The organism is Pontibacter harenae, assembly GCF_020907245.1.
Classification (GTDB): domain Bacteria; phylum Bacteroidota; class Bacteroidia; order Cytophagales; family Hymenobacteraceae; genus Pontibacter; species Pontibacter harenae.
This window is the reverse complement of record NZ_JAJJWH010000054.1, coordinates 1-26,567: the sequence shown is the minus strand read 5'-3', so window position 1 is coordinate 26,567 and position 26,567 is coordinate 1. Positions and strand designations below refer to the sequence as shown.

The 26,567-nt window shown below is 45.8% G+C and carries 23 protein-coding genes; 15 read left to right on the top strand and 8 right to left on the bottom strand.

Going from position 1 to position 26,567, the window contains the following annotated elements:
* A partial coding sequence (locus tag LN893_RS18325) for a universal stress protein (protein WP_229972624.1) occupies positions 1-1,009 on the top strand: 1,009 nt, incomplete at its 5' end.
* Positions 1,010-1,125: 116 nt separating this feature from the next.
* Here LN893_RS18325 and LN893_RS18320 read toward each other — a convergent pair.
* Positions 1,126-2,295 carry a lycopene cyclase family protein gene (locus tag LN893_RS18320; protein WP_229972623.1) on the bottom strand — a complete coding sequence of 390 codons (1,170 nt, stop codon included), beginning with the start codon at positions 2,293-2,295 and terminating at the stop codon, positions 1,126-1,128.
* A complete protein-coding gene (locus LN893_RS18315; protein ID WP_229972622.1) occupies positions 2,296-2,949 on the bottom strand; it encodes a carotenoid biosynthesis protein in 654 nt (217 codons plus the stop codon).
* A gap of 636 nt (positions 2,950-3,585) precedes the next feature.
* Here LN893_RS18315 and LN893_RS18310 point away from each other — a divergent pair.
* From LN893_RS18310 to LN893_RS18275, 8 genes are all read left to right on the top strand, one after another.
* A complete protein-coding gene (locus tag LN893_RS18310) occupies positions 3,586-4,248 on the top strand; it encodes a Crp/Fnr family transcriptional regulator (protein ID WP_229972621.1) in 663 nt (220 codons plus the stop codon).
* Positions 4,229-4,924: a CatA-like O-acetyltransferase gene (locus LN893_RS18305; RefSeq protein WP_229972619.1), complete on the top strand. Its 696-nt coding sequence runs from the start codon at positions 4,229-4,231 to the stop codon at positions 4,922-4,924. The genes LN893_RS18310 and LN893_RS18305 overlap by 20 nt, the downstream gene beginning before the upstream one ends.
* A gap of 197 nt (positions 4,925-5,121) precedes the next feature.
* Positions 5,122-5,895 carry an AMP nucleosidase gene (locus tag LN893_RS18300; RefSeq protein WP_229972617.1) on the top strand — a complete coding sequence of 258 codons (774 nt, stop codon included), beginning with the start codon at positions 5,122-5,124 and terminating at the stop codon, positions 5,893-5,895.
* A gap of 507 nt (positions 5,896-6,402) precedes the next feature.
* Positions 6,403-7,521 (top strand): DUF4856 domain-containing protein, encoded by a 1,119-nt coding sequence (locus LN893_RS18295; RefSeq protein WP_229972615.1) that lies wholly within the window; start codon positions 6,403-6,405, stop codon positions 7,519-7,521.
* 92 nt (positions 7,522-7,613) lie between these two features.
* Positions 7,614-8,729 (top strand): imelysin family protein, encoded by a 1,116-nt coding sequence (locus tag LN893_RS18290; protein ID WP_229972613.1) that lies wholly within the window; start codon positions 7,614-7,616, stop codon positions 8,727-8,729.
* Between the two features lie 184 nt (positions 8,730-8,913).
* Positions 8,914-10,287, top strand: a complete 1,374-nt coding sequence (locus tag LN893_RS18285; protein WP_229972611.1) for an HTTM domain-containing protein — start codon at positions 8,914-8,916, stop codon at positions 10,285-10,287.
* Positions 10,288-10,293: 6 nt separating this feature from the next.
* The gene (locus tag LN893_RS18280; RefSeq protein ID WP_229972609.1) at positions 10,294-12,702 is read left to right on the top strand and encodes a TonB-dependent receptor; all 2,409 of its coding nucleotides are present in this window, start codon (positions 10,294-10,296) and stop codon (positions 12,700-12,702) included.
* Positions 12,703-13,020: 318 nt separating this feature from the next.
* Positions 13,021-13,320, top strand: coding sequence for a hypothetical protein (locus tag LN893_RS18275; RefSeq protein ID WP_229972606.1), 300 nt, complete (start codon positions 13,021-13,023; stop codon positions 13,318-13,320).
* A gap of 112 nt (positions 13,321-13,432) precedes the next feature.
* Here LN893_RS18275 and LN893_RS18270 read toward each other — a convergent pair whose 3' ends face one another.
* Complete coding sequence (locus LN893_RS18270; RefSeq protein ID WP_229972604.1) at positions 13,433-14,113, bottom strand: site-2 protease family protein; 681 nt, start codon at positions 14,111-14,113, stop codon at positions 13,433-13,435.
* 670 nt (positions 14,114-14,783) lie between these two features.
* Between LN893_RS18270 and LN893_RS20850 the strand changes: the two genes are divergently transcribed.
* From LN893_RS20850 to LN893_RS18250, 4 genes are all read left to right on the top strand, one after another.
* A complete protein-coding gene (locus LN893_RS20850; protein WP_229972602.1) occupies positions 14,784-15,131 on the top strand; it encodes a hypothetical protein in 348 nt (115 codons plus the stop codon).
* Between the two features lie 39 nt (positions 15,132-15,170).
* On the top strand, positions 15,171-15,620 hold the full coding sequence (locus tag LN893_RS18260) for a hypothetical protein (RefSeq protein WP_229972600.1): 450 nt from the start codon (positions 15,171-15,173) through the stop codon (positions 15,618-15,620).
* Between the two features lie 107 nt (positions 15,621-15,727).
* On the top strand, positions 15,728-17,194 hold the full coding sequence (locus tag LN893_RS18255; RefSeq protein WP_229972598.1) for a carboxylesterase/lipase family protein: 1,467 nt from the start codon (positions 15,728-15,730) through the stop codon (positions 17,192-17,194).
* A 386-nt stretch (positions 17,195-17,580) separates the two neighbouring features.
* Positions 17,581-18,537 carry a calcium/sodium antiporter gene (locus LN893_RS18250; protein WP_229972597.1) on the top strand — a complete coding sequence of 319 codons (957 nt, stop codon included), beginning with the start codon at positions 17,581-17,583 and terminating at the stop codon, positions 18,535-18,537.
* Positions 18,538-19,364: 827 nt separating this feature from the next.
* Here the strand turns inward: LN893_RS18250 and LN893_RS18245 are convergent.
* On the bottom strand, positions 19,365-19,829 hold the full coding sequence (locus tag LN893_RS18245) for a COG2426 family protein (protein WP_229972596.1): 465 nt from the start codon (positions 19,827-19,829) through the stop codon (positions 19,365-19,367).
* Between the two features lie 326 nt (positions 19,830-20,155).
* Positions 20,156-20,563 carry a hypothetical protein gene (locus LN893_RS18240; RefSeq protein ID WP_229972595.1) on the bottom strand — a complete coding sequence of 136 codons (408 nt, stop codon included), beginning with the start codon at positions 20,561-20,563 and terminating at the stop codon, positions 20,156-20,158.
* Between the two features lie 336 nt (positions 20,564-20,899).
* On the opposite strand from LN893_RS18240, the gene LN893_RS18235 reads away from it, so the two are divergent.
* Positions 20,900-21,166 carry a hypothetical protein gene (locus tag LN893_RS18235; RefSeq protein ID WP_229972594.1) on the top strand — a complete coding sequence of 89 codons (267 nt, stop codon included), beginning with the start codon at positions 20,900-20,902 and terminating at the stop codon, positions 21,164-21,166.
* Between the two features lie 711 nt (positions 21,167-21,877).
* On the opposite strand, the gene LN893_RS18230 is transcribed toward LN893_RS18235, so the two are convergent.
* The gene (locus LN893_RS18230) at positions 21,878-22,888 is read right to left on the bottom strand and encodes an LLM class flavin-dependent oxidoreductase (RefSeq protein ID WP_229972593.1); all 1,011 of its coding nucleotides are present in this window, start codon (positions 22,886-22,888) and stop codon (positions 21,878-21,880) included.
* Positions 22,889-23,006: 118 nt separating this feature from the next.
* Positions 23,007-24,131 (bottom strand): NtaA/DmoA family FMN-dependent monooxygenase, encoded by a 1,125-nt coding sequence (locus LN893_RS18225; RefSeq protein ID WP_229972592.1) that lies wholly within the window; start codon positions 24,129-24,131, stop codon positions 23,007-23,009.
* Positions 24,132-24,313: 182 nt separating this feature from the next.
* Here LN893_RS18225 and LN893_RS18220 point away from each other — a divergent pair, with 182 nt between their 5' ends.
* A complete protein-coding gene (locus tag LN893_RS18220; protein WP_229972589.1) occupies positions 24,314-24,664 on the top strand; it encodes a winged helix-turn-helix transcriptional regulator in 351 nt (116 codons plus the stop codon).
* A 601-nt stretch (positions 24,665-25,265) separates the two neighbouring features.
* Here LN893_RS18220 and LN893_RS18215 read toward each other — a convergent pair.
* Positions 25,266-25,883 (bottom strand): alpha-ketoglutarate-dependent dioxygenase AlkB, encoded by a 618-nt coding sequence (locus LN893_RS18215; RefSeq protein ID WP_229972586.1) that lies wholly within the window; start codon positions 25,881-25,883, stop codon positions 25,266-25,268.
* Between the last annotated feature and the right edge of the window lie 684 nt (positions 25,884-26,567).

The following is a 26,567-nucleotide window of genomic DNA, read 5'->3' as shown; positions in this document are numbered from 1 at the left end:
TCTTTTTTGTTATGCCATCATTACTTCTGTAGAACTACCAACCATTTTAGTCCCTACTGATTTTTCCAAGGATGCACATAATGCATTATTATATGCAATTGAGATAGCTCAGTTATTAAATGCAGAGATTGTGCTTCTCAACGCTTTCTACCAGCCTGTTTCTTTTCCTTACGGGAAAGACTATACGACCGTCATAAATGCTCTTGAAATGGAAAAAGCAGAAAAGCTCGAAGCTTACGCAAATGAGGTAAGGCTATCACTGGTCAAAAACTTCTCTGTTGAATACTGCACTACAATAACAACTGGTGTAGCTGAGGAGCAGGATTTATCACTTACAAAAAGTGGTTTTCATAGAGTTGCTATTGACGATGCAGTTCTAAAAAAAGCAGAGGTAAATATAAAGTGCGTGTGCAAGTATGGAGTAGCAGAAGATGAGGTAATAAAAGCGGCTGATGTACATAAGGCTGACTTGGTTGTGATGGGCATGTGTGGAAATAGGGCATTGAACCGAACCTTTTTGGGAAGTACTGCGCTTCATGTAATGCGTAAAGCTCAGGTACCAGTACTGGCTGTGCCCATAATGGTTAGTTATAAGGGCGTCAAGTCTATTGTCTTTGCGGCTGATTTACTTAAGCTACCATCCCCCAGAATACTCAGCAGCTTGTGTGAGTTTGTGAATGTATTCAGCAGCCGCTTGCATGTGCTTCATGTTTACAAAAAAAATACGCTGCTTGTACAAAAAGAAGATGCTCTTGCTGCACTAGACATGCTGGATCAACAATTAAACAATATTAACTACAGTGTTACTTTTCAGCAGCAAGATGATATAGCAGAAGGAGTACAGGGATTTGTAGCTAATAAACAACACGATTTGCTGGTACTGATTCCGCAAAAGCATTCTTTCCTTGAAAAGCTCTTCAAGGAAAGTGTTACCAGTATGGTGATGACAAAAGCTTTTATTCCCTTGCTCGCAATCCCTTCCGATGCAGCAGTTCAGCCTCAAAAATAGTTTCTATCAATTGCAATTGGGTGTCGGTTAAACTACTCGGGTAAACCATAAGTCTGAAAACATTTCTTACCCTCAAAACCGACACCTGCTATTATATTTATGCAAATCAAACAGCCTCAAGGAAGTGATTCTTTAAAAGTATGATAAACTTCTTTCATCGCTGCCCTTACGAACGTGCTTTTATCGACGCTATGCATCACCTGCAAATCTTCTAGCAAGGAAGAATCTTCGTTCAGAAATTTCAGAATTGTAGCAGCAGGCAATTTGCTAAACATGTCTTCGAACACACTCCAAGCAGGATGTTTCTTCTCAGACAGTACACGTAAAAAGGTACTGTCGTAGAGCCTGTATTTATTTTTGGAGGCAGCCTGTCTAAATACAGGTACTTTGCCGGCAGCTAAGTTACGCGCTATGGCGGCACATTGCCTTTGTATGAAACTGAACGTATAACCTGTGGAAGCTTTTGTGGCTCCGCCAGCAGTGCCAATGTTGATGACCCTGGCACTTTCATGTGTCTTGAAGGGGGCATTGGTCATTGGAATGACACCGTACTCTGTATGTGTAATATCATACTGCGAAAGCTGGAGATAGTGTTTTATATAGTATGTTAGTTCATCATCATACTGCTCTTGTGTTAAGGGTTCAGGTGAAAACCCTGTGTATTCAACCAGGGCCTCTCTTTTGCTTACAGGAAGCACATACACAAAACGGCAATCATCATGCTGCTCTACCCGAAAATCCATCAGTGTAGGAGTTTCTGGATTAAAAGCATCTTCGCTTGTTTTGATGAAATACCCTTTAAAATGCTGCACCAGGTAGTGGTAATATTGCTGTTTAGGTATCTTAAATTTAGCACTGTTAAATACATACTCTCCCTGGTAAACAGCTTGCCTGCCATATACTTTTCCATCAGGATCAATTTTTAAAATTTCATCATTCACCACCGTTACATTTTCAGCTGTGCTTGCTTTATTCAGGCAGAAACTATAAAAGGAAGCACTCTCCAGCATTTTGTAACGGTAAGGACTAATATCGAGCAAAGATGAAAAGCCTTCAGAATAAAAGTGCAGATGCTGCCACTGGTGCTTCAGGCAACTTTCAAACGGTCCCTTCTCTACCTGCCAAAAACACCAGGTCTTATCGTTTACCTGTTTCTTTTCCCGATCGAGCAACAGGATCCTTTTTTGTTGAAGTACTGGCTCCTCCAGCAGATAGCAAAGCAGGCTCAGCCCAGCTGCTCCAGATCCGGCTATAATGTAATCATACTGCTGTATGTTTTGCGTCATCTATGAATGAGTAATGTTCAGGATGAGGAAAAAAATGAACTGAACCAGCAAAAAATAAGGTGCAAAAGGATTTTTGGAATCGCGAAGTACGGGTATTAGCAGCAGCACAAACAGAAAACTGCAAACATACCAGGCAATAAAGTTTTGTAGGGGCACCTGGCTATTTTCCCAGTACCAGAAGTCAAAGGCCTCGCATACCCGCTCGATCAGGAAATCGATGCTAACAGGTACGGCAGCAGCAACCATAGCTTTTAGCCAATAGGACTTTAAATATTTGTTAACTAAGGTAGCAGATGCAAAGCAGAGGGCAGCCCAGTTCATACCGATCACGAAGGGGACTCCAAAAAGCTTGGGTCCAAAAGCATCTCCGTAATGATAGGAGCCAAAAACAGCACCAGTCTTAACGCCCGCTACTTCCACTGCAAAGCCTGACACAAACACAGCTGCAAATGCCAGCACCATCTTTAAGGTGAGCTCTTTGTGGTTCAAAAGCAGTAGCGAGGTTGCCAAAACTAAGTTAAGAGGGGTATTGCTCAGAAACCAGTCTCGGTAAACGCTATGGAAACCAATTAATCCGCAGAAATGAAAAAGCAAAAGTATCCCAACTGATATAGTTAGCTTTTGATCTGCTTTGACAGACAGAGGGTACTGCATCGGGTTCAGGTTTTAAAGTCAGCTCTATGGGGCAGGGCGTAATCGGGCTGCATGTTGCAACTTTTGTTAACGACCCAACAAGCCGAAGCATAACAGATTACTTACTTAAATGTTTAAGGAGCATCATTATGATTTGCTTCTTACTATTACATAATTTAAGGCTAACGGGTACGATTGCCTGTTGTTGTCTTGTCCTAAAATATCCTGTCTCAATTTTAACGCTAAAGATCTTGTTGCTCAATTTTGCCTTTGTCTGCGAACTGGCGTTGCTCTGGGTTGGAGGAAAACCATTCCAAACATTTTTTTCTGCTAGGCTTAGTGTGTTTTGGTATTTGGACAAGACGCGGTGCAAAAGATTTATTTCATAATCCCAAGATTTTCTAACACAAGTGAATCAGCCGCAAAGTGAGTGACCCGTCCCAAAGAGTGTTGACCTAACTGTCGTTATAGGCGAAACTTGCAACATAGGTTGGAATAGAGCGTTGCTTTCAATGGTTTGAAGGGACATGATTTGATTCGAACAGGCGAGAAGGCTTTAAGCATTTTTCCTTCCAGTGTCTAAATAATACACCTCTCGGACAATTGTCCTTTTATAACAGGTATGGGATGCCCTATCTTTGTGTTATGCAAAGGCACATGTTAACCGAATACAGGGCAGAGGTGATGCGCTTCGTAGACACCCATCAGCATCTGCTGGAGAAATACGGCATAAGCTTTGTGCAGTACGGGCCACACCAGAAGCTGTTGCAACAAGCCGCTGCGCCACGCAGCGTTTTTATTCTTTCCTCTGGCCTAGTTAAAGTGGTGCGCACCACTTCTCTGGGGCAGGCATTCACGCTGGGTGTTTTCGATAGGGGTGAGGTGCTTGGAGATGTGGAAGCCATTATGAGCATGCCATACTTTGGCACCGTGGAGACTGTTACTGACTGCACATTCTGGGAGATTGCGCCAGAGCAGTTCCTGAAAATGCTCGCGCAGGAGCCAGACCTCAACCTTCTAATACACCGAGCCATGATCTCAAGGCTGCTGAACACCTCCGAAAAAGCGGCCATTCAGGGTACTAACAAGCTATTCTACTCTTTGCTGATTGTGCTTCGCGAGTTCTCCAGGCTAAACGAGCTCCAGATTTCAAAGTCTTTGGTTGCAGATGCCCTAGGCACTTCTGTCCGGAACCTGAACAGGCTGCTGGTAGAGCTGGAAGAGGAGAAAATTATTAAAATTCAGCAGACTATCATTGCAGACATTAACCTGCAACTGCTGCAGCAAAAGATACATGCATATGAAAACAGTATACAGTAAAGCGCCTTTCAAAACAAAGGGGTGGGAGCGCGAGGAGCACTTTCACTTCTTCAGATCTTTCACCCAGCCGTTCTTCAATGTGCACACGCAGATAGACATTACCAAACTGTACCACCACGCTAAGTGGGAGTGTCTGCCGGTGTCCCTTGTCTATCTGCATGCAGCCGCAGAGGGTGCTCGCGCCACCGAGAACTTTCTGCTAAGGCTGGAGGGTGACGAGGTGGTAAAGTATGAGGCAGTGGACATTTCCACTACAGTGCTGAAGGACAATAAAACTGTATCGTTCGTGCACCTGCCGCACCACCCTGACCTGCATACCTTTTGCCAGAGTTCATCTGAGATTATAGCGGAGGTAAAAAAGAGCAACAAATTGTTCTGCGGGTACAGCGGCCCTGATTTGATACATGCCACTACGCTGCCGTGGTTTGACTTCAAGGGTATGGAGCATGCGCACACAGACGACCCATGCGATTCCATCCCGAAGCTGGCCTTTGGCAGGCTGGAGTGGAAAGGCCAGCAGGCTATGCTTCCCGTGAGTGTGCGGGTACACCATGCCCTGGCTGACGGTTACCACATTCACCTGTTCCTGGAGAATATGAAGAGAAGTGTAGATGCTTTAGGCAGTTCTGTTCAAGCCCCCTTCCCTGCAAAAGACAGCGAAAGCGCCGCCACGTAAAACTTATGTGCATTACCTGATTAAACAGGTAATGAGCAGCGTTCATGCTTCCTGAAGGTAGAAGAGTCTCTTGGAGAGGAAATACTGTTTCTGGTATAATGACGACCAAGAAGGAAGCTCCCTCACATGTTCTTCCAATTCTGGCAGAACAAATTGCGCTGCAGGGTGTAAAATATCAAACATCAAAATAATTGTGAATGAAGACGAAAGAAGAAATCGTGCAAAACTGGCTCCCGCGTTACACGGGCGTGCCGCTGGATGAGTTTGGAGATTACATCCTGCTCACCAATTTCATAAACTATGTCAAGATGTTTGCCGACAGGTTTGACGTGGAGGTAAGAGGACTGGACAAACCAATGCAAACAGCCACGGCTAACAATATCACCATCGTCAACTTTGGAATGGGTAGCGCCATGGCAGCAACTGTAATGGACCTGCTGTCAGCCGTTAGGCCAAAAGCCGCTCTGTTCCTGGGCAAATGCGGGGGGCTGAAGAAGAAGGCGCAGCTAGGTGATCTGATACTGCCAATCGCCGCCATCCGGGGCGAGGGGACCTCCAACGATTACCTGCCAGAGGAGATCCCTGCATTGCCATCGTTCCGTTTGCAGCGAGCCGTATCCTCCATGATAAAGAAGCACGAGATGGACTACTGGACCGGTACGGTGTATACCACCAACCGTCGCGTCTGGGAGCACGACGATGAGTTTAAAGAGTACCTGCGCCAGATACGTGCCATCGGAATTGACATGGAAACCGCCACCATCTTTACCGTAGGTTTCATTAATAAAATACCGCATGGTGCTTTGCTGCTAGTATCGGACAACCCCATGATACCAGAAGGGGTGAAAACCTCTGAAAGCGATAAGCTGGTAACCACCAGTTACGTGGAGAAACACCTGAGCATCGGCATTGACTCACTACTGGAGCTTATTAACTCAGGTGAGTCAGTGAAGCACCTGCGCTTCGATTAGAAGAACTTGTGACATGACTGAAGACTTACACTGCCTTGCTCTTTTATTGCTCTAAACATCATCTGGCTGATTGACTCCAAACAAAAGAGGCTGCTCGTGTCGAGCAGCCTCTTTTGTTTGTGAAAAACTCATGCTTTTATACACTAATAGATTGTAAAGAGATAGAAAAGCGGCAGACTTTAAGGCTGTATAGCTAAGGTTATGTTCAGTAGGTAAGCTTTTCTACGGTTGCCGCTTGTGCTAGTTTTCCATAAAATATGAATTTTCGAAGCTAATCTCTAAGATATATGTAAAGAAGCTGAAGTTGTGCATATGATCCAGTAGCTTAAATATTTAAGCACAGCTTCTCCTACATAGCCCTTGTTGCTGCTTTAAGTCACTGTTGTAACGTCTTTTATTTTAGTTCCCTATTATGAAAATTTTTATAAATAAGCCTTGCCTCTTAAAATAACGGGGCTTATTTTTGCTGCAGTTGTTTATAATTAGTCTAAATAAAAATTGTGCCTAATGACCCAGATGTTTTACACTTCAAGACTCCGAAACTTTACACTTGCATTTGCAGCTTGTGTGGCCTTCTCTTCCTGCTCCGATAATAAAGAGAGTGATCCTTCTTATAATGTTCCAGGAACTTACAATTTTGAAAATGTAAGCTATGTTGGCCAGACAACCCGCATCAGTATGCTGGATGAGTTAGATACTTATATCAAAACGGGTAACAACGGAGAGCAGTTGGATGCGCAGATAATGAAGAACATGTATGCTAATGCTAACAGCCCTTTCGCTGACGCCAGCCTTAATGCTGCAACAGACAAGCAGCTTAAGAATAAGACAATTGCTACAGCACAGGATGATTTCGAAGCTTTGTTCGATGCTGTGGCTGCGGCCAGTAGTGCTCCTAACCATGTTTTAGGTCTACCCGCTGAAGAGGGACGAGCTGGCTTGCTAACTACTGCAGAAGGCAAAAGCTACTTGGTAGGCGAGAACGGGGTTGAGTATGCGCAGGTAATTCAGAAGGGCTTGATGGGAGCCGTATTTTACTTCCAAGCGGTAGAAGGATATCTGTCGGATGAGAAAATTGGTCCTGCAGTAGACAATACTACCGTAACAATTGGCGAAGGCACTAAAATGGAGCACCATTGGGATGAGGCGTTCGGCTATTTTGGTGCCCCGATCGACTTTCCGACTAACACGACAGGTTTGAAGTATTGGGCAAACTACAGCAACAAGGTTGATGCTGCCATTGGTAGCAATGAAGCTCTGATGAATGCCTTCATCAAAGGGCGCGCCGCCATCTCTGCAAAAGATATGAAGGGCAAAGACGAAGCAGCCGCAACGATTCGGGCCGAGTGGGAGCGCCTTGTTGCAGCGGTTACGATTCACGAGCTGAATGCAGCCAGGACCAACATCGCTGACCAAGCTAAAAAGAGCCACTACCTGTCTGAGGCCATTGGTTTTGCAATGGGCCTGCAGTACAAAACTGGAGGCAGGCTATCTGCAGCGAAGTACCAGGAACTAATAGAGGCCATCGGTACTAACCTGTACGATACCACTGCTGAGGATATTAACAACGCCATCAATATCCTCAGCACTGCTTATGAGATGGATCGTATCAAGGGGCAGCTATAGTACTCTTCTTTTTTTATTGTTTTTTAATAGAGCAGCGGCTGCGGGAACGCCAACCCTCAGCTGCTGCCTTTCGCACTCAAAAAGTATACAGCATGAAGATGTTCAGAAATTATGCTGCCGTGGGGCTGGTATGCCTTGCCGCTTTGAACAGTTGCAGCTCAGACAATGAGAGCAATGGTCCGAAAATAGATTACGACCGCCAGGCCATGGTGGTCAACTACGCGGATAACCTGATTGTGCCAGCTTATACGGACTTCAAAAATAAAACAGAGGCTTTGGCCACTGCTGTGGATGCATTTGTAGCTACACCAACAGTCACTACACTGGCCGCTACCCAAACAGCTTACCAAGATGCATACAAAGCGCTGCAGAACGCAAGTTTGTATGAGTTTGGCCCTGCCGACGAGCAGTTGCTGCGTACAAACCTCAATATTTACCCTACCTCTACAGCAAAGATAGAAAATAACATCGCCGCAGGTACTTATGATTTGCATAGGTCAGCTAACCTTGATGCTAAGGGCTTTCCAGCCCTGGACTACCTGCTTTATGGAGCAGGGGGTGGAGCGGCAGTAGTAGAGCAGTTTACTTCTGGAGCGAATGTTGCTAACCGGAAGAAATATTTGCAGGAGTTAAGCACACTGATTAACCAGCGTGCCAACGCAGTGTACACTGGTTGGACGAGTGGTGACTATTCTACTACTTTCAAGAACTCCCCGGGTACGGCAGTTGGTAGCGCGGTGGGTAACCTCGTAAACCAACTGAATTATGACATTGATGTGACCAAACGTGCCAAGGTAGGTATACCGAGCGGCAGGTTCACCGCAGGCAGTGCGTTGCCAGAGAAAGTGGAAGCCTACTACAGCCAAACTTCCCTTGAGCTGCTAAAACAGGCCATTCGTGCTGAGAAAGCTACATTTATGGGATTTGCGGCAAATGGCATCAACGGTCCGGGGCTGGATGATTACCTTGACCATGTGGATGCAAGGTATAACGGAGGGTTACTTTCCGATGCCATCGAAGCGCAGTTTGATGTAGCGCTGGCCGCTGCCAATGCTGTGCAGGGGCCGCTGTCAGAGGCTGTGACGACCCAGTCGCAGGCCGTGACGAAGGTTTACGACGAGCTGCAAAAACTTATCGTGCTCACCAAAACCGATATGCCAGCCGCACTGGGTGTTACCATTTCCTACACCGATAACGACGGAGATTAATACATTAACCTGTTCTCATTTCGACCTCAGTGAAAAATCTGGCCGCGGTAGATTATATTTCCCACTGCTTCGCAGCCCTTTTGGACTCCCATCCCAGGCATACTGGAAATGACATTAAAAGATTGGTTGACTAGTAAAACCGCCTTTTTAACATGAAGACAAAAGCTTAAAAGCAAAACAGTACATGCTTCAGAAGTTAAAGCCGTATCTTACTGCACCTGTTTCCGCTGCGCCCCTGGCGGTGTTCCGCTTTGTTTTTGGCGGAATGATGCTGGCCAGCATCCTGCGCTTCATGGGCAAGGGCTGGGTTACAGCGCTGTATGTGCAACCGAAGGTATACTTTCCCTACTATGGTTTTGAGTGGGTGCAGCCTTTAGGTGAGGCAGGCATGTATGCCTTGTTTGTACTAATGGCACTGGCAGCGCTGGGCATGATGGTGGGTTTATGCTACCGCCTGTCCGCGCTACTGTTCTTTCTGAGCTTTACGTACGTCGAACTCATCGACAAAAGCAATTACCTCAACCACTATTACTTTGTGAGTGTAGTAGCATTGCTGCTGGTTTTAGTGCCGGCGCATCAGCACTTTTCGCTGGATGTGCTTCGCAAGCCGCATAGCTGGGTGAGCCAGGTGCCGCGCTGGGCAGTGCTTGTCTTTCAGTTGCAGCTGGGGCTGGTTTACTTTTATGCGGGAGTTGCAAAGCTAAACCCCGATTGGCTGCTGGAGGCAATGCCGCTCCGTTACTGGCTACCTGCCCATACGCACCTGCCGCTCATCGGTCCGCTGCTCGACGAAGTGTGGGTGACTTACCTGTTTTGTTGGTTTGGTGCCTTCTATGACCTGACTATCCCGTTTTTCCTGAGTTGGCGCAGGAGCAGGCTTTTGGCTTATGCCACCGTAGTAGTATTCCACGTGCTGACGGCAGTGCTGTTTCAGATCGGCATGTTTCCCTACATCATGATGGTGAGCACCCTGATTTTCTTCTCCGCAAACTTTCATGAGCGCTTATTAGGCTGGTGCCGCAGTTTGGTACGCGTGCGTGTGCCTGCCGCACCTGTTGCAGCAAGGGTAGTGGCACAGCCGCTGCTCTTAAACCTGCTGGTAGTGTATACTGTGCTGCAGGTGCTAATACCGTGGCGTTTTGTGCTGTACCCTGGTCAGCTTTTCTGGACTGAGCAGGGCTATCGTTTTTCATGGCGTGTGATGCTGATGGAGAAAACCGGGACTGCCTTTTTTTACGTGCGTGATCCTAAAACTGGCCATGAAGTGGAGATCAACAATTCGGATTACCTGACCATCAACCAGGAAAAGCAAATGGCGACGCAGCCTGACATGCTCCTGCAGTACGCCCACATGCTGCAGCAGGATTTTGCAGCCCGTGATGTACCCGGTGCGCAGGTGCGTGCCGAGGTATATGTAAGTATGAATGGCCGTGGCAGCCAGCTCCTGATTGACCCCAAAGTTAATTTAGCGGCCGAAAAAGAAAGCTTCCTGCCGAAGCACTGGATTTTACCTTTAGAAGAAGCAACTCCACCGCTTGAGGCGGTAGGGCAGAAATAAAATAAAATGCGCGTTACGCTAACTGTCGCTCTGGTGCTTTGCAGCTGCATGGCTACACTGGCACAAACCTTTTCCATCACTGGTAAAATAACCAGTGCATCTGCACAGCAACCGGTGCCACAGGCTGAGGTCCTGCTGACCAATATTGGCTCTTTATATAAAGCCGATGCGAAAGGGAATTACACCATTCCTGGTCTGGCTCCAGGCACCTATACTTTAACCGCCTACAGTGTAGGCTGGGGATCGGCTACAGAGCAGGTAACCATCGGCAACAGCAACGTGGAGCTCCCTTTCTCGCTCAAACCGCTGGAGGGGAAGCTGAGCGAGGTGAATGTAAAAGGAGTGCGCGAGAAAACCTTCGGTATCACCCGGCTTAATTCTGTGGAGGGTGCCGCCATTTACGAGGGTAAGAAAAGTGAAGTGGTGGTGCTCAACGACATTACTGCGAGCAAAGCCACAAACAACACACGGCAGATTTTTGCGAAAGTAGCTGGGCTCAACATTTGGGAGAGCGATGGTGCCGGTTTACAATTAGGCATTGGGGGGCGTGGCCTTAGTCCTAACCGTACATCCAACTTCAATACCCGCCAGAACGGCTACGATATATCTGCCGATGCCCTGGGTTATCCCGAGAGCTATTATACCCCGCCTACCGAGGCCGTGAATAGAATCGAGATAGTACGTGGCGCGGCATCCCTCCAGTATGGCACACAGTTTGGAGGTATGGTCAACTTTGTGATGAAGGAGGGGCCGGAAGAGAGACCTTTCGAGCTGACAAGCCGCCAGACGCTTGGTTCCTGGGGCTTTCTGAATACCTTCAACAGCGTTGGGGGTAGCAAAGGCAAATTCCACTACTATGGTTTCTATCAGTACAAAAGCGGTGATGGCTGGCGCGAAAATGCGGAGTTTGACGCCCGCACAGCTTTCGGTTCCGTCCATTATAAACCAAATGACAAACTCGAGGTAGGGTTTGACTACACGTACATGGATTACCTGGCCCAGCAGCCGGGCGGCTTAACGGATGCAGAGTTCAATCAGGATCCGCAGCAGTCGAAGCGGGACCGCAACTGGTTTTACGTAAACTGGAACCTGATGGCCCTGACGCTGGATTACCGCCTGAACGATCGCACGAAGCTCAACATCCGCAACTTCGGCCTCCTGGCTCAGCGTGATGCACTTGGTTACCTGGAAAAGATCAACCGACCTGACCCGATGGAGGAGCGCCTGCTTCTAAAAGACCAGTTCAACAACTTCGGCAACGAAACACGTCTCATCCACCGTTATGACTTGGGCAGTTCTTTTTCTACGCTGTTGGTAGGCGCCCGCTATTACCGTGGCTTAACTGATCAGAAGCAGGGCGATGGTTCTACTGGTTCTGATCCTGATTTCTGGTTTTACTCAGAAACGGGTGCGCCTAATGCCTCGGGCTACGACTACCTGAGCCGCAACCTGGCTGTGTTTGCCGAAAACATCTTCAACATCACTCCGAAGCTAAGCCTGACACCAGGGATGCGATACGAGTGGATCAACACCAATGCTGATGGCAGCTATCGGGACGTAATGGCCGATCAGGCAGGTAACATCATCAAAGACGAGGTGATAGCCGAAGACCGCAGCAACTCCCGCAATGTGCTGTTGTTGGGTGTAGGCCTGAGCTATAAACCTACTGAGCAGATGGAGGTGTATGCTAACTTCTCCCAGAACTACCGCGCCATCAACTTCAACGACATGCGCGTTATTAACCCGAACCAGTTCGTGGATCAGAACCTGAAGGACGAATCAGGCTATAGTGCTGATTTAGGTTTCAGGGGGAACGTAAGCGGTGTGTTGAACTACGACGCCAGTATCTTTTACTTAGCGTATAAAGACCGCATTAACTTTAAGAACATTGAAGGTTCCACCAACCGTATCCGCACTAATGTGGGTGACTCCCGCAATGTGGGGCTGGAGACATTTGTGGAGGCAGACCTGCTGAAGCTGTACTATGGCAAAGACCACAAAACGAGCCTGTCCGCCTTCTCTAACGTGACGCTCGTAAACACGAAATACAGTAGCCCGCTAACAGACATCAACGGCAAAGAAGTAGAGTTGGCGCCACCCGTCATTGCCAAGCTGGGCGTGTCGTTTAAGCGCAATAACCTGAAGCTGGCTTACCAGTATGCTTATACCGCAGCGCAATACACCGATGCCCCGAACTCTGGGTTAGAACCCACAGCTGTCGTGGGCGTGATACCTGCCTACTGGGTTATGGACCTCTCCGGCAGTTATACTTATAAGTGCTTCACCTTAGAAACTGGTATTAATAACCTAAGCGATAACCGTTACTTCACGCGCCGTGCCACTGGTTATCCTGGTCCAGGCATCATCCCATCTGATGCGCGTAACTACTATGTAACGCTGCAACTCAAGCTCTGATGTTTTAGAGCGGTGCTGTCATCACAGAATGAACAGAAAGAGAAGGAGAGGCTTGGCTCTAGACAGCACAGGTGAATCTTGCCACTGTGTCAGATGCTTTCCGCGGAAGAAGCTCTTTTCTCTTTTGAATCAGCGCGCTCTAACCTATAGGTGCAGTCCATCTTCGGTTTACCTCGCCCTGCCATAGTTGCACCTGGTCTGTAAACATACCGTCCCATAAAACACCAGCTTTTTAATACATGATGGAGCAACACTTAAACTGAACGCAGAATTTCGTCATTCTTCTCAGGCCTTTGGCGGCGCTTTCCTGAAACAGGGATGGTTTCAGTACGACTTCTCAGAAAGATCGCAGATACAGGTAGGGATGAACCAGGTGCCTTACGGTATTCAGCAGTACAGACACCAGGAAATAGCATGCCTTATACATTAGTTCAAGCCGCAGGCAAAAGCACCGCAGAGCGTATTTGCCTGCAACCGCGCAAAGAAAAGTATAATTTGTTGGTGATGGGTTTGAAAGGCAATAATCCGCTCCCGTCCATGAGCTTGGTCAGTGTACCGACAGAGATCTATAACATAGACATAGATTACCGCTGTGGTTGGTGTACTCAGAGGCAGTGATTAAGTAAATCGAACCACAGCGGCGTATCTTGATTCGCTGCTGTGCTTTGATTGCTGCTCTCGGTCACTTGTAAAGTTATAGTTTATCGTTTCAGTGCAGTAAGAAGTATAACTACAACGGTACCCTAGGATAGTTCTGGACTTCATACTCCTGTCCACTTTTGCTGTTGAGCAGTCGGCTGGGGCGGTTGCTTTGAGCCACTTCATGCGCTTTGGCAAGTGCCTGCGCCTCATCTTCAAAAGCTTGTACCAGTTCTTGATTATGATCCAGCACACACCATTGCCTCTTTTCATCGTTCCACTGTACCCGATATGTTCTATCCCCTATATGCTTTTTGTTCCTGATCAGGTCCATTATAATTTTTCCGTCGCTGTAGCTACCTCCAGGATAGGGCATCGGCAGCAACGCAAAAAATATATAGTAGAGTGAAAAGTAAGTGAACTGATAGGTAAAAAGGTTTGGCTTTAGTATATTGTTTTCAATAAGGTAAATCACTACCACCGTCGAAATGGCGTTGAACAGTGCACCTCCTGAAAAGATAAGGATATTGGCAAAGCGGTGGTTGCGCTTCAGGTTGTTAAAAGAGCACAGGCCGTACCAAAAATAGTACTTTCTCACCTCTAGAATGCCAACCTTAAACAGTACGGCTCCAGAGCCAACAGTTACTTTGATGTTCCTTCCCCCCATCAGCCAGGCGAAAAACACGTGCCCTGCCTCGTGCACAAAAGAGATGACAGGTAGCACCAGGAAAAAGGCTAAAAAGAATTTAGGTATATCGTTTACTCCAAACATATTCCTACTTATTACGGTAATAAAGAAATGATGTGCTTTTTGTCGAACGAAAAAGAGCAACAGGCTATTCTCGGTTTAAAATGCACACAGACGGGCAAAGCAGTATTGTTATAAGTTCTGTGGCTATGCTACACCTATTTACCCACATCCCCTGCAAAAGGCTGTAAAAGGCATATTTGTAATTATTAATTTTCCTTCGTTTTAACCTCATTATTGAATTCGGGCAAAAACTTTTACTCCTTTCCTCCTAATTCTGCTGCATCTACACAGTATCGTTTGTCGGCTAAGGGTTTTGCAAAAATGTGCTTACCCTCAACTCCTTGCCTCTTATGCATCACGGGGTGCTATCTCTTCGCACCCACCTGTTCAAAAATGTTCGTCAGTTCTGTTATTTGCAGTCTTGCTTTTTTTAGGGCATAGTTCATCCCAAACCCTTGCAGCTTTCTTACCAGCTTTACCAAACACTGATGAAGGCGTTTCTCCCTCTGATTAATTTAAGTATATTTAATAGGAGATAGTACTTGTCCATACTGGCAGCGCATAAGCTTCATAGTTTAGGTTACGCATTCCTATATTATGCACGAGCACGTAATGTGCTGTTCAAAGGCAAACAGAAAAATATGTTTAATATAAATCATATGAGGAAATTTTTTATAATAATTCAGTTAGTGTGGTTTACACTTCATGTAAGCTACGCACAAGTAACAAAGACCAAGTTATCGACAATGGAAGTAACGGAGATTACAAATCCATTGCTGTAACGGAGAAATCTCTTCCTGTTTTTGTTGTGTACCGACCCGAAAACGTAAATAAGGCCGTTAAAAAGGAAGGAAAGCTACCCATTATAATATGGGCAAATGGCGGATGTATGAATTCCTCTATCCATCATGAACGCTTACTTTCGGAAGTTGCCTCCCATGGGTACATTATTGTTGCCATCAGTAAACTACAAATGACCGTGGAGGAACGTGTCCTTGAACATACAACAGACACGGAGCTTCTCAAAGGTTTAAACTGAATTGCTGAACAATCGAAAATTAAAGGGAGCGACTACTATATGAATGTTGACTTGGATAAGATTGCTGTAGGTGGGCAGTCCTGCGGAGGGGCGCAAGTCATGAGGATCGCGGATGACAAGCGAATTAAAACCTATATGATGTTTAACTCTGGCATGGGTGATATGACCATGGCTGGAGCCAACAAAGAATCCTTACAATTACTGCATGGTAAGGTCATCTATATAGAAGGTGGGGAATCGGATGTTGCTTACAATAACGCACTCATGGATTACGACCGTATCAATCATGTACCTGTGGTATTTGCCAACCACCTGACGGCTGGACATGGAGGGACTTTTGCAGAAAAGCATGGAGGATCTTTCGCTAGAATGACGATTGATTGGCTTGACTGGCAATTTAAAGCTAAAGATAACTCCCATGTTTTTACTGAAAAAGACCTGACTGATTATCCAGGCTGGACAGTGAAATCAAAGAATTTCAGTAAGTAGTTAAGTTGAAAAAATGAAGATTCGAATTTTAGGTGCTTTACTTGTCATGCTTATATTTGCCAATATCTCCTGTTCTGAAAAAGACCCGTCTCAGGTCAGAGTAGAGGGTGCTACAAGGTAAGATCGAAAATGGCCTAGCTGTCTTTAAAGGAATTCCATTTGCAGCACCGCCTGTTGGAGAGTTGCGTTGGAAAGCCCCCCAGCCTGCAGAAAAATGGGATGGCAGAAAGCAAGTAACCGAATTTACATCTTCTTCCTACCAGCCCAGAGATCCTCCAGCTGGTAAAAGTGAGGATTGCCTTTACCTGAATGTCTGGACTCCAGCCAAATCACAGACAGAAAAACTGCCTGTGATGGTTTGGATTTATGGAGGCGGATTTAGTTTTGGAACAACAGCTGACCCCATAACGCCTGGTATCAACCTGGCCCAAAAAGGTGTCGTCGTCGTGAGTATTGCCTATAGGGTAGGTCAATTGGGTTTTATGGCCCACCCCGATTTAAGTGCTGAAAGCCCCAATAATGTATCTGGGAATTACGGTTTACTGGACCAGATTGCAGGCCTGAAATGGGTGCAGAATAATATTGAGGCCTTTGGTGGTGACCCCGACAAAGTGACTATATTTGGTGAGTCGGCTGGTGGTATATCGGTGAGCATTCTCTGTGCGTCACCTCTGGCTAAAGGCTTGTTTCATGGTGCCATTTCTCAAAGCGGTGGCTCGTTTGGTCCTACGCGTGCCACCACTTATCCTGGTGAGAATATGAAAACTCTCCAGCAAGCAGAAGCTGCAGGGGTGTCCTATGCACAATCAGCGGGTGCTGTTTCTTTGGCCGAATTGCGAGCGTTAGATGCCGATAGTTTGCCCATGGGTATGGGCATGGGTGGTGCATGGCCGATCATTGATGGGTATGTCCTTTCTGATGATCAGTATACGCTGTATGAAAAAGGAAATTATAACGATGTACCTGTGCTGATTGGTTATAATTCGGATGAAGGACTAAGCTTTACCCGAGAAAGGAGCCCTGAAGAATTCAAGGCTAATGCTCAAAAGCGATATGGTAAATTTGCTGACACCTTGCTGTCTGTTTATCCCGTTTCTGAAAACAGCATACCCAAAACCGCACGTGATCTGACTCGCGATGCAGCCTTTGGTTGGCATACCTGGACTTGGGCAAATCTCCAGTCACGAACTGGAGATGCTAAGGTTTACTTTTATTATTTTGATCAATACCCCAATTCCCAAGAAAACTCTCCAACAGATGATCATGGTTCGCCTCATGGTCAAAATATTGTATATGTATTTGAGACCCTGAACGAGCAGAACCCTGATGTCACTCCATCAGATATTAAACTTTCAGAAACAATGAGTACCTACTGGACAAACTTTGCTAAACATGGAGATCCTAATGGGGAAGGTGTTCCGGAGTGGCCAGCGTTTAGCTTTGCCAATCCCCAAGTAATGTATTTAAAAACTAGTCCTCATGTCGGTCCAGTTCCAAGTGAGAGTGCGTTGAAGGTATTAGATAATTATTTCAAATGGAGATTTACTGAGGAAGGTAAAGCTTGGGCCAATTAACCTTTTGAAGTGGACAATGTTACATCTTCATCAGTAGAATTATTATAAGCCTAGCATGCCCTTTGTTTGAGCCTCCCCATCAGATTTCTGACAGATAGCGTTTGGTCCTTCATTACCCTGTGAGGCCTCCGTCGCGCTTAGGGCTTTTTTACAAGTGACTACTATGGCCTCTGCTGACTTCTTGACACATAGAACCCGAATTTATTTCAAGAACTGCCCTGGTAAAAGCGCAACCCTTCTTCTGCTTCCTGCAGCACATGTAAACAACCCTCCACCTGTGTTAGTAATTCGCTTATGCAAATTATCAACAGGTTGTGCGTAACTTCGCAAGTGTTCTGAGGATTCGCTTTTCATCGTACGCCTGCGGAGTTAAAACAACATAAGACATGTTTGACATTGTAATCCTTTTGGCTGGGTTTGTCTGCCTGATATTCGGGGCAGACAAACTCGTTGACGCCTCCTCCAGCCTGGCCTCAAGGCTCGGCATTCCCAACATAGTCATAGGGCTAACAATCGTGGCTTTCGGCACATCGGCCCCTGAGCTGGTGGTGAACCTCTTCGCCGCCGTCGAGAACAACACTGAGATGGTGCTGGGCAATGTCTTGGGGAGCAATATTTTCAACGTGCTGGCCATCTTGGGAATATCCTCCCTGCTATACCCGCTGACGGTAAAGACGAACACCACCTGGCTGGAGATCCCGCTGAGCCTGCTTGCCGCTGTGGCCGTGCTTATTATAGCAGGCGATGTGTATTTGGACAACTCAACCGAGGGCTATATCTCTAGAGCAGAGGGTCTGCTGCTGCTACTGTTTTTCTCCATTTTTCTTGTGTATAACCTGAAGGTAGCCCAAAGCAGTCCAACTGACGAAGGCACAGAGACAAAAGACTATACCTACCTGCAGGCTGTGCTGTTCATCGGACTGGGGCTGGCAGGGCTGGTACTGGGCGGCAGGCTGATTGTGACAAGCGCCGTGGGTATCGCACAAGCGTTCGGGTTATCGGAGAGGGTCATTGGATTGACTGTGGTGTCAATAGGAACCTCCCTGCCTGAGCTGGCGACATCTGTGGTTGCGGTAAGGAAACGGAACGTGGACATTGCCATTGGCAACGTGGTTGGCTCTAACATCTTCAACATATTCCTGATCCTGGGGCTCTCCGCTGTGGTCACTCCCTTGCAGGTCAATGCAAGCTCATTTGTGGACATTGCTGTTAACATCGCCGCAGGCCTGCTGCTATTTACCTTTGTCTTCACGGGCAAGGGAAGGCAGCTGGCAAGGTGGGAAGGGGCAGTTCTGCTGGCTCTTTACCTAGCTTACCTTGCGCTGCTGGTCAGTCAGGGGTAGCGCAGCACATAGTAAGGTTAGTTGGGTTTCCGATTGTGCGTGTAAGTCTTAATCCAAGATTTAAGCCTCTGTTTCAACATAAAGTTGCTTACTGTCCACCTCTTTGCCCCTTCCCTGTAACGCACAAACTAGGTGCTCTGCTAAGGAGCCCAAGAATCAAGTAAACTATCCTTCAGCAGGTATTTGAGTGGCTGTAGCAACTTGTCTTTAACCGAAAAGCAACCTAGTTTATAGCCAACGTTTATACTTGTTGTTCTGGTAGATAAAAAGGAGATGTAACTATAATATTACATTCCATGATATTACCATTCTACAGGGCCACCTATTCAAGGACAAAGTAAGGTTTGGTATAGGCTTGTTCTAACGCACTTAGGGTTGCAGTGGCGCAGATATCTTATTTCTACTGTCAAACCACCTAATAAAGCTCATATAAATTACAGCTTGGGGATAGGTCGTCATAAAGCTGGAGAGAAACTTGCTAAACCAAAGTGTGTAGAAATCTGGGCTTTCATAAGCAGCGATATAGCTATTGACGAGACAAAGTGGAGTAGCAACAAGTGCTACAAAGCGCATGGTAGGCTTTAGGTTTTTGATAAAGAAATAGTTACTAAGTTTGTGCTTGTTTGAAAGCTGTAAAAGTTTCATAAAGTAAATGGGTTTTGTAACGGTTGTTATTTTTTTGCACCTTCGTTTCAACCTATTTCGTGATGAGGAAGTGAAGGCAAGATCAGAAGCACATAGCCTGTAGCTCACGCTGAGCAGACATATAATTGTATCCTTGAACTCTAAGCAAAACAGGAGGCAATCAGGTGCTAGCCCTTGCTTATTTACAGGTTTTCCAGCCCCATATTGCCGTAATATGAACCTGCGGCCATCAAGGTGCAGGAGACAAGCACCCCTATGCTGATTGCCAGAAAGGCCTTGCCTCGTTCAATCTTCAGTACGTACGCGGCAATGGTACCCATGTAGGCCCCTGTGCCTGGAAGGGGAATCATCACGAATACCATCAAGCCCCAGAAGCCGTATTTCTGTATTTCGGCTCCCACGCCTCTTTTGGCCCTCTTGGACAGGCTGACGGCGCTTCTCCTGTAGACGCGGTTGGGCCAAAGTCTTTTGCTAAATGTATCAATCAGCCACATAAGGATAGGGAATATTAATAGATTGGCAGCAAGGCCCACTGCGAATGCCCAGGTAAGAGGTATATCATTCACGACAGCGTAGGGTATGCCTGCGCGTGCCTCTCCAAAGGGAGAAATGCTCAGAAGGAAAGTGTAAATAAGTGTTTTCAGCATAGGTTCTTCAAAAGAAGGGCAAAGTTCGCCATTTGCAGGGACTCATACATGCATTTAAGTCTGTTCTTTTATTATAGGGCAGTTGGCTGGATGATAATTCTGCGGTAATCTGTTAAATAATTGGGTTCCGCTCTCTGTTACCTCGCAGGTGACATGGAAGCTTTTCCTCCAGCATAGGATGGCATTTGAACTGCTACCAGACTTGCGCTGCTGTCGGACAGCATCACCTCAAAGCTTTTACACAACAACTTGTGTCGTCCTGAAATTTACTGATCGTGAAGCGGAACACACACGGGCATTATGCCAAACACTAAACTCCTAACGTCCTACGCTTTCAGCCAGCCTATGGCCATTTCTTTTGTGGTAAAGTTCTGTAGTTGGTAAGGCAGGGACTGGGTCTGTGTGATGTAGTCGATGTTGGCCTCGGCAGTGTGCTCTACGAAGGCGCTCGGGGACTGCAGGCGGGCCACTTTCTGGACACGGGTGGTAGCCATCCCAGTGGCCAGGTAGACTGCGATCATTCTGCTCTCCTCACGGTTGACCTCTATGGATGTCCTGGACGAGTCCAGCAGCACCCTCTTCACATCGTAGTGTTTGACGGTGTCCACCAGGATGTCTATGCTATGCTTGATCTCCACGAGCAGGTAGTCGTGCAGGTCAGGGTAGCCTACCTCCAGTATGTCGGAAGACGGGCTGTAGTCAAGCCTTAGGATGCTATTCTCGAACAGAATCATCTGTCTAAGTTTGGTTGCAAAGCCAGGGGGAGGACTGGCCAAAACAATTTATATATAAGTTATTTTATATGTAAAATACACTATACTTAAAAAGCATGGTGTTGGTTGCAGAGTAGGGGAGCGTCTACTAAAAAGAAAAGGGTAGCCACAGACTGCCCTTTCATTTCAATCTAATCTAAAACTATAAAAATTAACTTTGGCTAAAAGTTAAAATACAGACACAAAGACGGTGGTATTGATTCCAGTATTAAAGGAAAAATTCAATTATTTTTTAATATTGATACGAATTTGTTGTAATAATACAATGAAGCGGAAATAGAGTTCACGCAAAACAGAGTGAATATACTGCCTGCCTTACTGGAGATAGATCGTTACAAGCTGGCTGTGGGTGGGGTACAAAATCTGGAGATGAGTCATAACTACCATATTTCCGTGCTCGAATCACCTGTGCCCTTCAAAACGGGATTGGATGTAATCGGAAAGTACGCAGATTTTAAATTCAATATCACTACGGCCAAATACAAATATTACTTCTCTGATGAAGAGCGACTAATAAAAAAAGCTTATCCAGCTATAATAAACAAAAAGAAAGAAATCCTTTAGGCATTAAATTTTTGATTGATATGAAGGCAGCTTTAAAAAGTCTATTGCTCTTTAAGGAGCAGGATGCCACGGTTAAATAACATTGGTTAATCGATATAATTAATGATGTTGCATTAATTATCTGCTTTTTAAATGAAATTACAAAGAAAGAAACACCTGGATAAGTTGGCACTTACCAGATTCAGGATGTTTACCCTTGCTTGTACTGGTATGGCAACCTTAGGTATATTTCATTTTATTGAAGGATATACAAGCTTAATTCTGGCTTGTTTAGCTTTAGGGGCAGGAACACTAATTGGATCCCTGGTTGGAAGGACGAATATATCATATGGCAGGAGGAAGATAAAAAAGTACTTGCCAAATTTGATGTAGTTGGGATTATTATAATGGCTTCCTGCATACTATTCGTAATTGTTAGAAGAAAAATTGACCAGTCTCACAAAGCGTTGACCACTAAAATTATGAAGGTATAAGATTATGTGGAGCGGCTTTAGTGTCCGAGTAGTGTCCGAAGTGCAAGAAAAAAGCCCCTCAGCGTTAACTGAGAGGCTTTCGATTAGATCGAAGGATGACTAACCTTCCACATGGATCCGACATCATTGAATGATGTTCTGGGGGTAGGGTAGGAGCTTAAGAGAATTGCTATAAATAAAGCTTTGACTCTATATTACAACAGCCTGCTTGCTTCTAAAGTGTCAATGAATGTTACTTTTACTTATTTTCATTTATCTCCTTCATTATTTCTGCAAGTAGTCTGGTAGATTTCAGGCGGTCATTTATATCGTACATGGTGGACACAGTCATCAACTCATCCACTCCCGTTTCTTCCAGAAATTCCTGAATTTGCGTTTTTACCGTTTGCTTACTACCTACAAATGAATACCTGAGCATTTGATGTAAAGTCGGGTGTTGCAATATGTCTTTCAGCTCTTCGGTCAGTTCGGTTGGTGGCTGTAAGGGGTCTCTGGATCCGGTTAGTACACCCACAAACATTCTGATCAATGAAGTGAACAGTTTTTCCGCTTCTCCATCGGTATCAGCCACTAAAACATTCGCCCCGGCAATGGTATAGGGTTTGTCTAAAAACTCGGAAGGTTGAAATTCCTGCTCATAGATTCGTAAGGCGTTGTGCAGATGCGTTGATGCAAAATGACTGGCAAAAGCGTAAGGCAATCCCTTTTGAGCCGCTATATGTGAACTATCGGTAGTCGAGCCTAATACATACAGCGGAACAGCTGTACCCTCTGCAATGGGAGCCCTTACTTTTGCACCTTTATTCTCTATAGAGAAATACTGCTGGATTTTCTCTATTTCCTGGGGAAAGGAATGTGCAGCCTCCATAAAATCTGACCGGATAGCACGAGCAGTTTGCTGATCGGTGCCGGGTGCCCTTCCGAGCCCTAAATCAATGCGGTTTGGGTATAGATGAGCGAGTGTGCCAAACTGCTCGGCCACAATCAAAGGCGAATGATTGGGAAGCATCACACCGCCTGAGCCTACCCGGATGGCGGTGGTGTTTTCGGCCACGTAACCAATGAGCAACGATGTAGCGCTACTGCCGATATTGTCTGAGTTATGATGTTCGGCAAACCATATACGTTTGTATTGATGTGCTTCCGCTTCTTTTGCCAATGCCAAGGAATTGTGCAGGGTCTGTTGTATGGTTTCTCCCTGCGATACAATGGCAAGTTCTAATATGGAATATGCTATGTTAGGTTTCATGGTATTCAATTCTTATTCGTTTCTGTTAATCAGGTACGTCTGATTAGTACCCATTAGTCAATTCGTCACGTTTAATCTTCCGAGTGCTCACCACTTAGCCCCTGGTGTAGCCTGCCGATCAGATCTTTCTGAAAGCAGGCTTGGCCAACTCTAGATTGCCTCTCAGTGTATCAGCTTCATACTCAGTACGGAATATGCCGCGTTCCTGCAGTATAGGCACCACCAATTGGGTAAAATCCCGCAAGCCATGTGGATGGTCCTGCCTGAGTATCAACATATCTATTGCCCCCTTATCATACCACTGCTGCACCTGATCGGCAACTTTCTCGGCTGATCCCAAAAACAGTGGACGAGCGAGGCTGTTTTCGGGAGTTAACCGCAACAGTTCCAGGTATTTTTCCTGGGCTTCCTGATCTGTCCTGCCAACGATTGGATTTTGTGCGACTGACACAATGAAGTCTTCCGGCCTTCTGCCTTTTTGGACTAATTGGCGTCTTAATTCGTTAGCGATTGCCACTGTTTCCCCCAGTGTACTGCCATGGGTAAACACACCGTCTGTGTAGCTGGTGGCATGGTCCATAAATGTTTGCGAGGTACCTGCTGTGTATAACACTGGTCGCCCCTGAACCGAGCGGCTAAGATTTAAAGGCCCGTCCACCTGGAAATATTTCCCCCGGTAATTCACCCTATGCATTTTTCGGGGATTTAAAAACACGCCGCTTTCCTTGTCCCGTATAAAGGCATCGTCTTCATAGGTGTCCCACAATCCCAACACGATTTCCATGAATTCTTTATTCATGGGGTATTGGTCTGATTTGCCCAGATGACCTCGACTGAAATTGACCATGCCTCCTGGGTTTGAAGTGATAGCGTTCAAAGACGCGCGGCCCCTGCTTATCTTGTCCAACGACAAGATTTGCCGGGCTACGCTGTAGGGGTCGGCATAGGAAGTGGACACGGTAACCGATAGCCCGATATTGTGGGTGTGCGTGCTGAGGGCAGACATGATGGAAACACCCTCAAACATGCTCAGGTAATGCGGGATGTTTCCTGGGCCAACATGGCTCACGTCAACCAAAAAGAGCGTGTCAAACTTGGCTGCTTCGGCGAGCTTTGCCTGTTGGATATAAAAATCAATACTCTCGCTGGCATCAGTCGGCATATCGGGATGCTGCCAGCCCACATGGTTCCATCCCAGACCATCAATGTTGGCCGCCAGCTTTAACTTTTTTCTATTTTCCATTTCAACTACTATCAATGCTTGTTTCTACCCAAACAGAAAACTTCTCCATGGGTGAGTGTTGGCCACCGCTGTTCAAATTTTTCAGTAGGCCCTGAACAAGTATATTGCAAAATTACGAAAACATGCTTTCCTTTGTATAGTACTTTCCTAAAGGAAAGTGAAATAGTATCATAAAGAGAGCAATGGCAGCAAAAAAAGCATGCAATGAGTGCCTGAGCACTGTGAAGCCAGTGCGGGATGCACTTGACGTGATCAATGGCAAATGGAAATTGCCTATCATTATCTCTGTCACTACTGGAAATGAGCGGTTCACTGATATACAGGAGAGTGTTCCGGGAATCACGCCCAAGGTGCTGGCAAAGGAACTGAAGGACCTGGAGCAGCACCGCTTAATTAAGCGCGTAGTGGTAGAAGATTACCCGGTTAAGATCCTGTATAAGCCGGAACCCTATGCTGATACCCTGTCTCCTATCATCTATGCCTTGAAGGATTGGGGAGTGAACCACCGGAAGAAAATATTCGAAAAGGAGTAATCAAATATACATAATCCCATTTCATTTGTGATACAGCAATTTGGGAAAAGGCAGTACTAGAAAATAGTTGTGCTACAGCCATGGAGGTTTTAAGGGATTGCAGGATACTGGATAACTCGCGCAGATGTACAGCGGGTTTGGTTTTTTTGGTTTTATTCTGATGGGGTGCTGTGATTGAAATGATTTGATTTGTTTTGCCTCCAGCTCAGAGCAACGCCAGTTCACAGGCAAAGGCAAATCCAGCAACAAGACCTGTAGCGTTAAAACGGCCTTTTACGAGACAGTAACTGTAAACCTATATTAGGACTAGACAGAAAGTGGAAGCAAGAGAGAAATCGACCAATGTATTTGATGCTATACCTTGTGGCGGTCCATTTGTTTTTAAGATCGCTACTGGGAGTTACTACTGCGGATTAGAGGTACAGCAGGATTACTATGAGAGTAGAAAAATTGATTGAAAGCCCGTCGGTCAAGGAGAAACTTGCTTCAACTAAAGTGGACTGATAAATTTACTTTGTCCAACAATGCATACAAATGCTTTGGTCTCGGCTGATGCCTAAAACAGCCTGTACAAGACATTGGACCTACAAAGTATCAGAATTTATTTGAATTGATCGCGTAGCATGTTCGCCACTTTACCATCAGGGTTCATAGGTTTTACTTTCTTCATTATCACCTTGCGATAAGTGATAGATAGCCTTCTTTCTCTATGTTTTACAATGCCATCAACAATATCTTTTTTTCTAGAAGGTATAGAATGATTCCACTTATACCTAGCCTCATCTTGCATAACATATGCGGAACGCGTGGGAACCTCCACATCTACCACGTCTCCTCCCTTTATTTTGATAAATTTCATGATGCAGCCACTGCCAAGATTAACACCGCAGATCTGATTTTCGAAGTAGTTCCTGTCCTTGTGAGGTCTGAGCCCCTCTCCTGGAAAGTATTCATTTAAAATAACTTGATCTGGTTGGATAGATACTATGTTCTGTTCCACCGCTTGTTGTGATAACTGGTAGATTAGTGGAGGCATAGGAACTGGAAATTCAACTAGATTATAAGGAGCCTCTAGTTCATTCCTGTAACCATAATATTGCAACCTTCTATTGTAATCAACAACCCATATTTGGCTATCAATCTCATTTATCAATTCATCTTCCATTGATTTACTGATAAAATCATGGTAAAGTAGCAATCCTGGTACTGCTGTTTCCATTTTAAGTAACTTAAGGTGCTTGCGGTAATTTGCTAAATACTACAAAAGGATAACGATGCCTATCAACTTAAGTTTGAATGGGTTCACAAGTGCTTACATCACAACAGTGGCTACTTCCCCTTTAAGGCAGGTGTGAAAGCACTTGCCCCCACACGCCGCGTCATTCTTTTGCCACCTGCTTACTTGAGCAGAGAACAAATCTAAATCCACATCACGTCTCATGCTTTGGGTAAGATCGTGAGCCCGTTAGATAATCTGTAGTGAACACCTTTATTAGATAAAGAGTATATGCTTTTGCACCAGAGGGTAGTAAATAAGAAAACCAAGCACTTATGACTACACCCATAAGTCACCAAGGCAAGGCAGGCAAGCCTTGGCGGCACCTGACAGTATTTGGCTCGAAATACCCTCTATTCCTGGAATCGTAGTACAGATTGTACTGGAAAGCGGATGCTGTTTGCACCCTCTTAGAGTTTGACCCTGCTTAACATAGCATCGGATATGGCAAAAACGCCCTTTCCTGCCAACTGGAGGGGGTGTGGGTTTTGGTACTTTCCCGTTAATCTTCACGCTCTAGGTTTGATGGTCACTCTTGTGCTCACGCGTATTGTAGACTACATATTAAACCCGGCATCAAATAAATAACTCAAGTTGCGAATTACAAGTACTTGTGAATGGTGTATG

Bases quoted from the DNA above. Each gene is read 5' to 3' on its own strand.
- LN893_RS18320 (WP_229972623.1), bottom strand. From the start codon at position 2,295: ATGACGCAAAACATACAGCAGTATGATTACATTATAGCCGGATCTGGA.
- LN893_RS18315 (WP_229972622.1), bottom strand. From the start codon at position 2,949: ATGCAGTACCCTCTGTCTGTCAAAGCAGATCAAAAGCTAACTATATCA.
- LN893_RS18310 (WP_229972621.1), top strand. From the start codon at position 3,586: ATGTTAACCGAATACAGGGCAGAGGTGATGCGCTTCGTAGACACCCAT.
- LN893_RS18305 (WP_229972619.1), top strand. From the start codon at position 4,229: ATGAAAACAGTATACAGTAAAGCGCCTTTCAAAACAAAGGGGTGGGAG.
- LN893_RS18300 (WP_229972617.1), top strand. From the start codon at position 5,122: ATGAAGACGAAAGAAGAAATCGTGCAAAACTGGCTCCCGCGTTACACG.
- LN893_RS18295 (WP_229972615.1), top strand. From the start codon at position 6,403: ATGACCCAGATGTTTTACACTTCAAGACTCCGAAACTTTACACTTGCA.
- LN893_RS18290 (WP_229972613.1), top strand. From the start codon at position 7,614: ATGAAGATGTTCAGAAATTATGCTGCCGTGGGGCTGGTATGCCTTGCC.
- LN893_RS18285 (WP_229972611.1), top strand. From the start codon at position 8,914: ATGCTTCAGAAGTTAAAGCCGTATCTTACTGCACCTGTTTCCGCTGCG.
- LN893_RS18280 (WP_229972609.1), top strand. From the start codon at position 10,294: ATGCGCGTTACGCTAACTGTCGCTCTGGTGCTTTGCAGCTGCATGGCT.
- LN893_RS18275 (WP_229972606.1), top strand. From the start codon at position 13,021: ATGGTTTCAGTACGACTTCTCAGAAAGATCGCAGATACAGGTAGGGAT.
- LN893_RS18270 (WP_229972604.1), bottom strand. From the start codon at position 14,113: ATGTTTGGAGTAAACGATATACCTAAATTCTTTTTAGCCTTTTTCCTG.
- LN893_RS18260 (WP_229972600.1), top strand. From the start codon at position 15,171: ATGAATGTTGACTTGGATAAGATTGCTGTAGGTGGGCAGTCCTGCGGA.
- LN893_RS18250 (WP_229972597.1), top strand. From the start codon at position 17,581: ATGTTTGACATTGTAATCCTTTTGGCTGGGTTTGTCTGCCTGATATTC.
- LN893_RS18245 (WP_229972596.1), bottom strand. From the start codon at position 19,829: ATGCTGAAAACACTTATTTACACTTTCCTTCTGAGCATTTCTCCCTTT.
- LN893_RS18240 (WP_229972595.1), bottom strand. From the start codon at position 20,563: ATGATTCTGTTCGAGAATAGCATCCTAAGGCTTGACTACAGCCCGTCT.
- LN893_RS18230 (WP_229972593.1), bottom strand. From the start codon at position 22,888: ATGAAACCTAACATAGCATATTCCATATTAGAACTTGCCATTGTATCG.
- LN893_RS18225 (WP_229972592.1), bottom strand. From the start codon at position 24,131: ATGGAAAATAGAAAAAAGTTAAAGCTGGCGGCCAACATTGATGGTCTG.
- LN893_RS18220 (WP_229972589.1), top strand. From the start codon at position 24,314: ATGGCAGCAAAAAAAGCATGCAATGAGTGCCTGAGCACTGTGAAGCCA.
- LN893_RS18215 (WP_229972586.1), bottom strand. From the start codon at position 25,883: ATGGAAACAGCAGTACCAGGATTGCTACTTTACCATGATTTTATCAGT.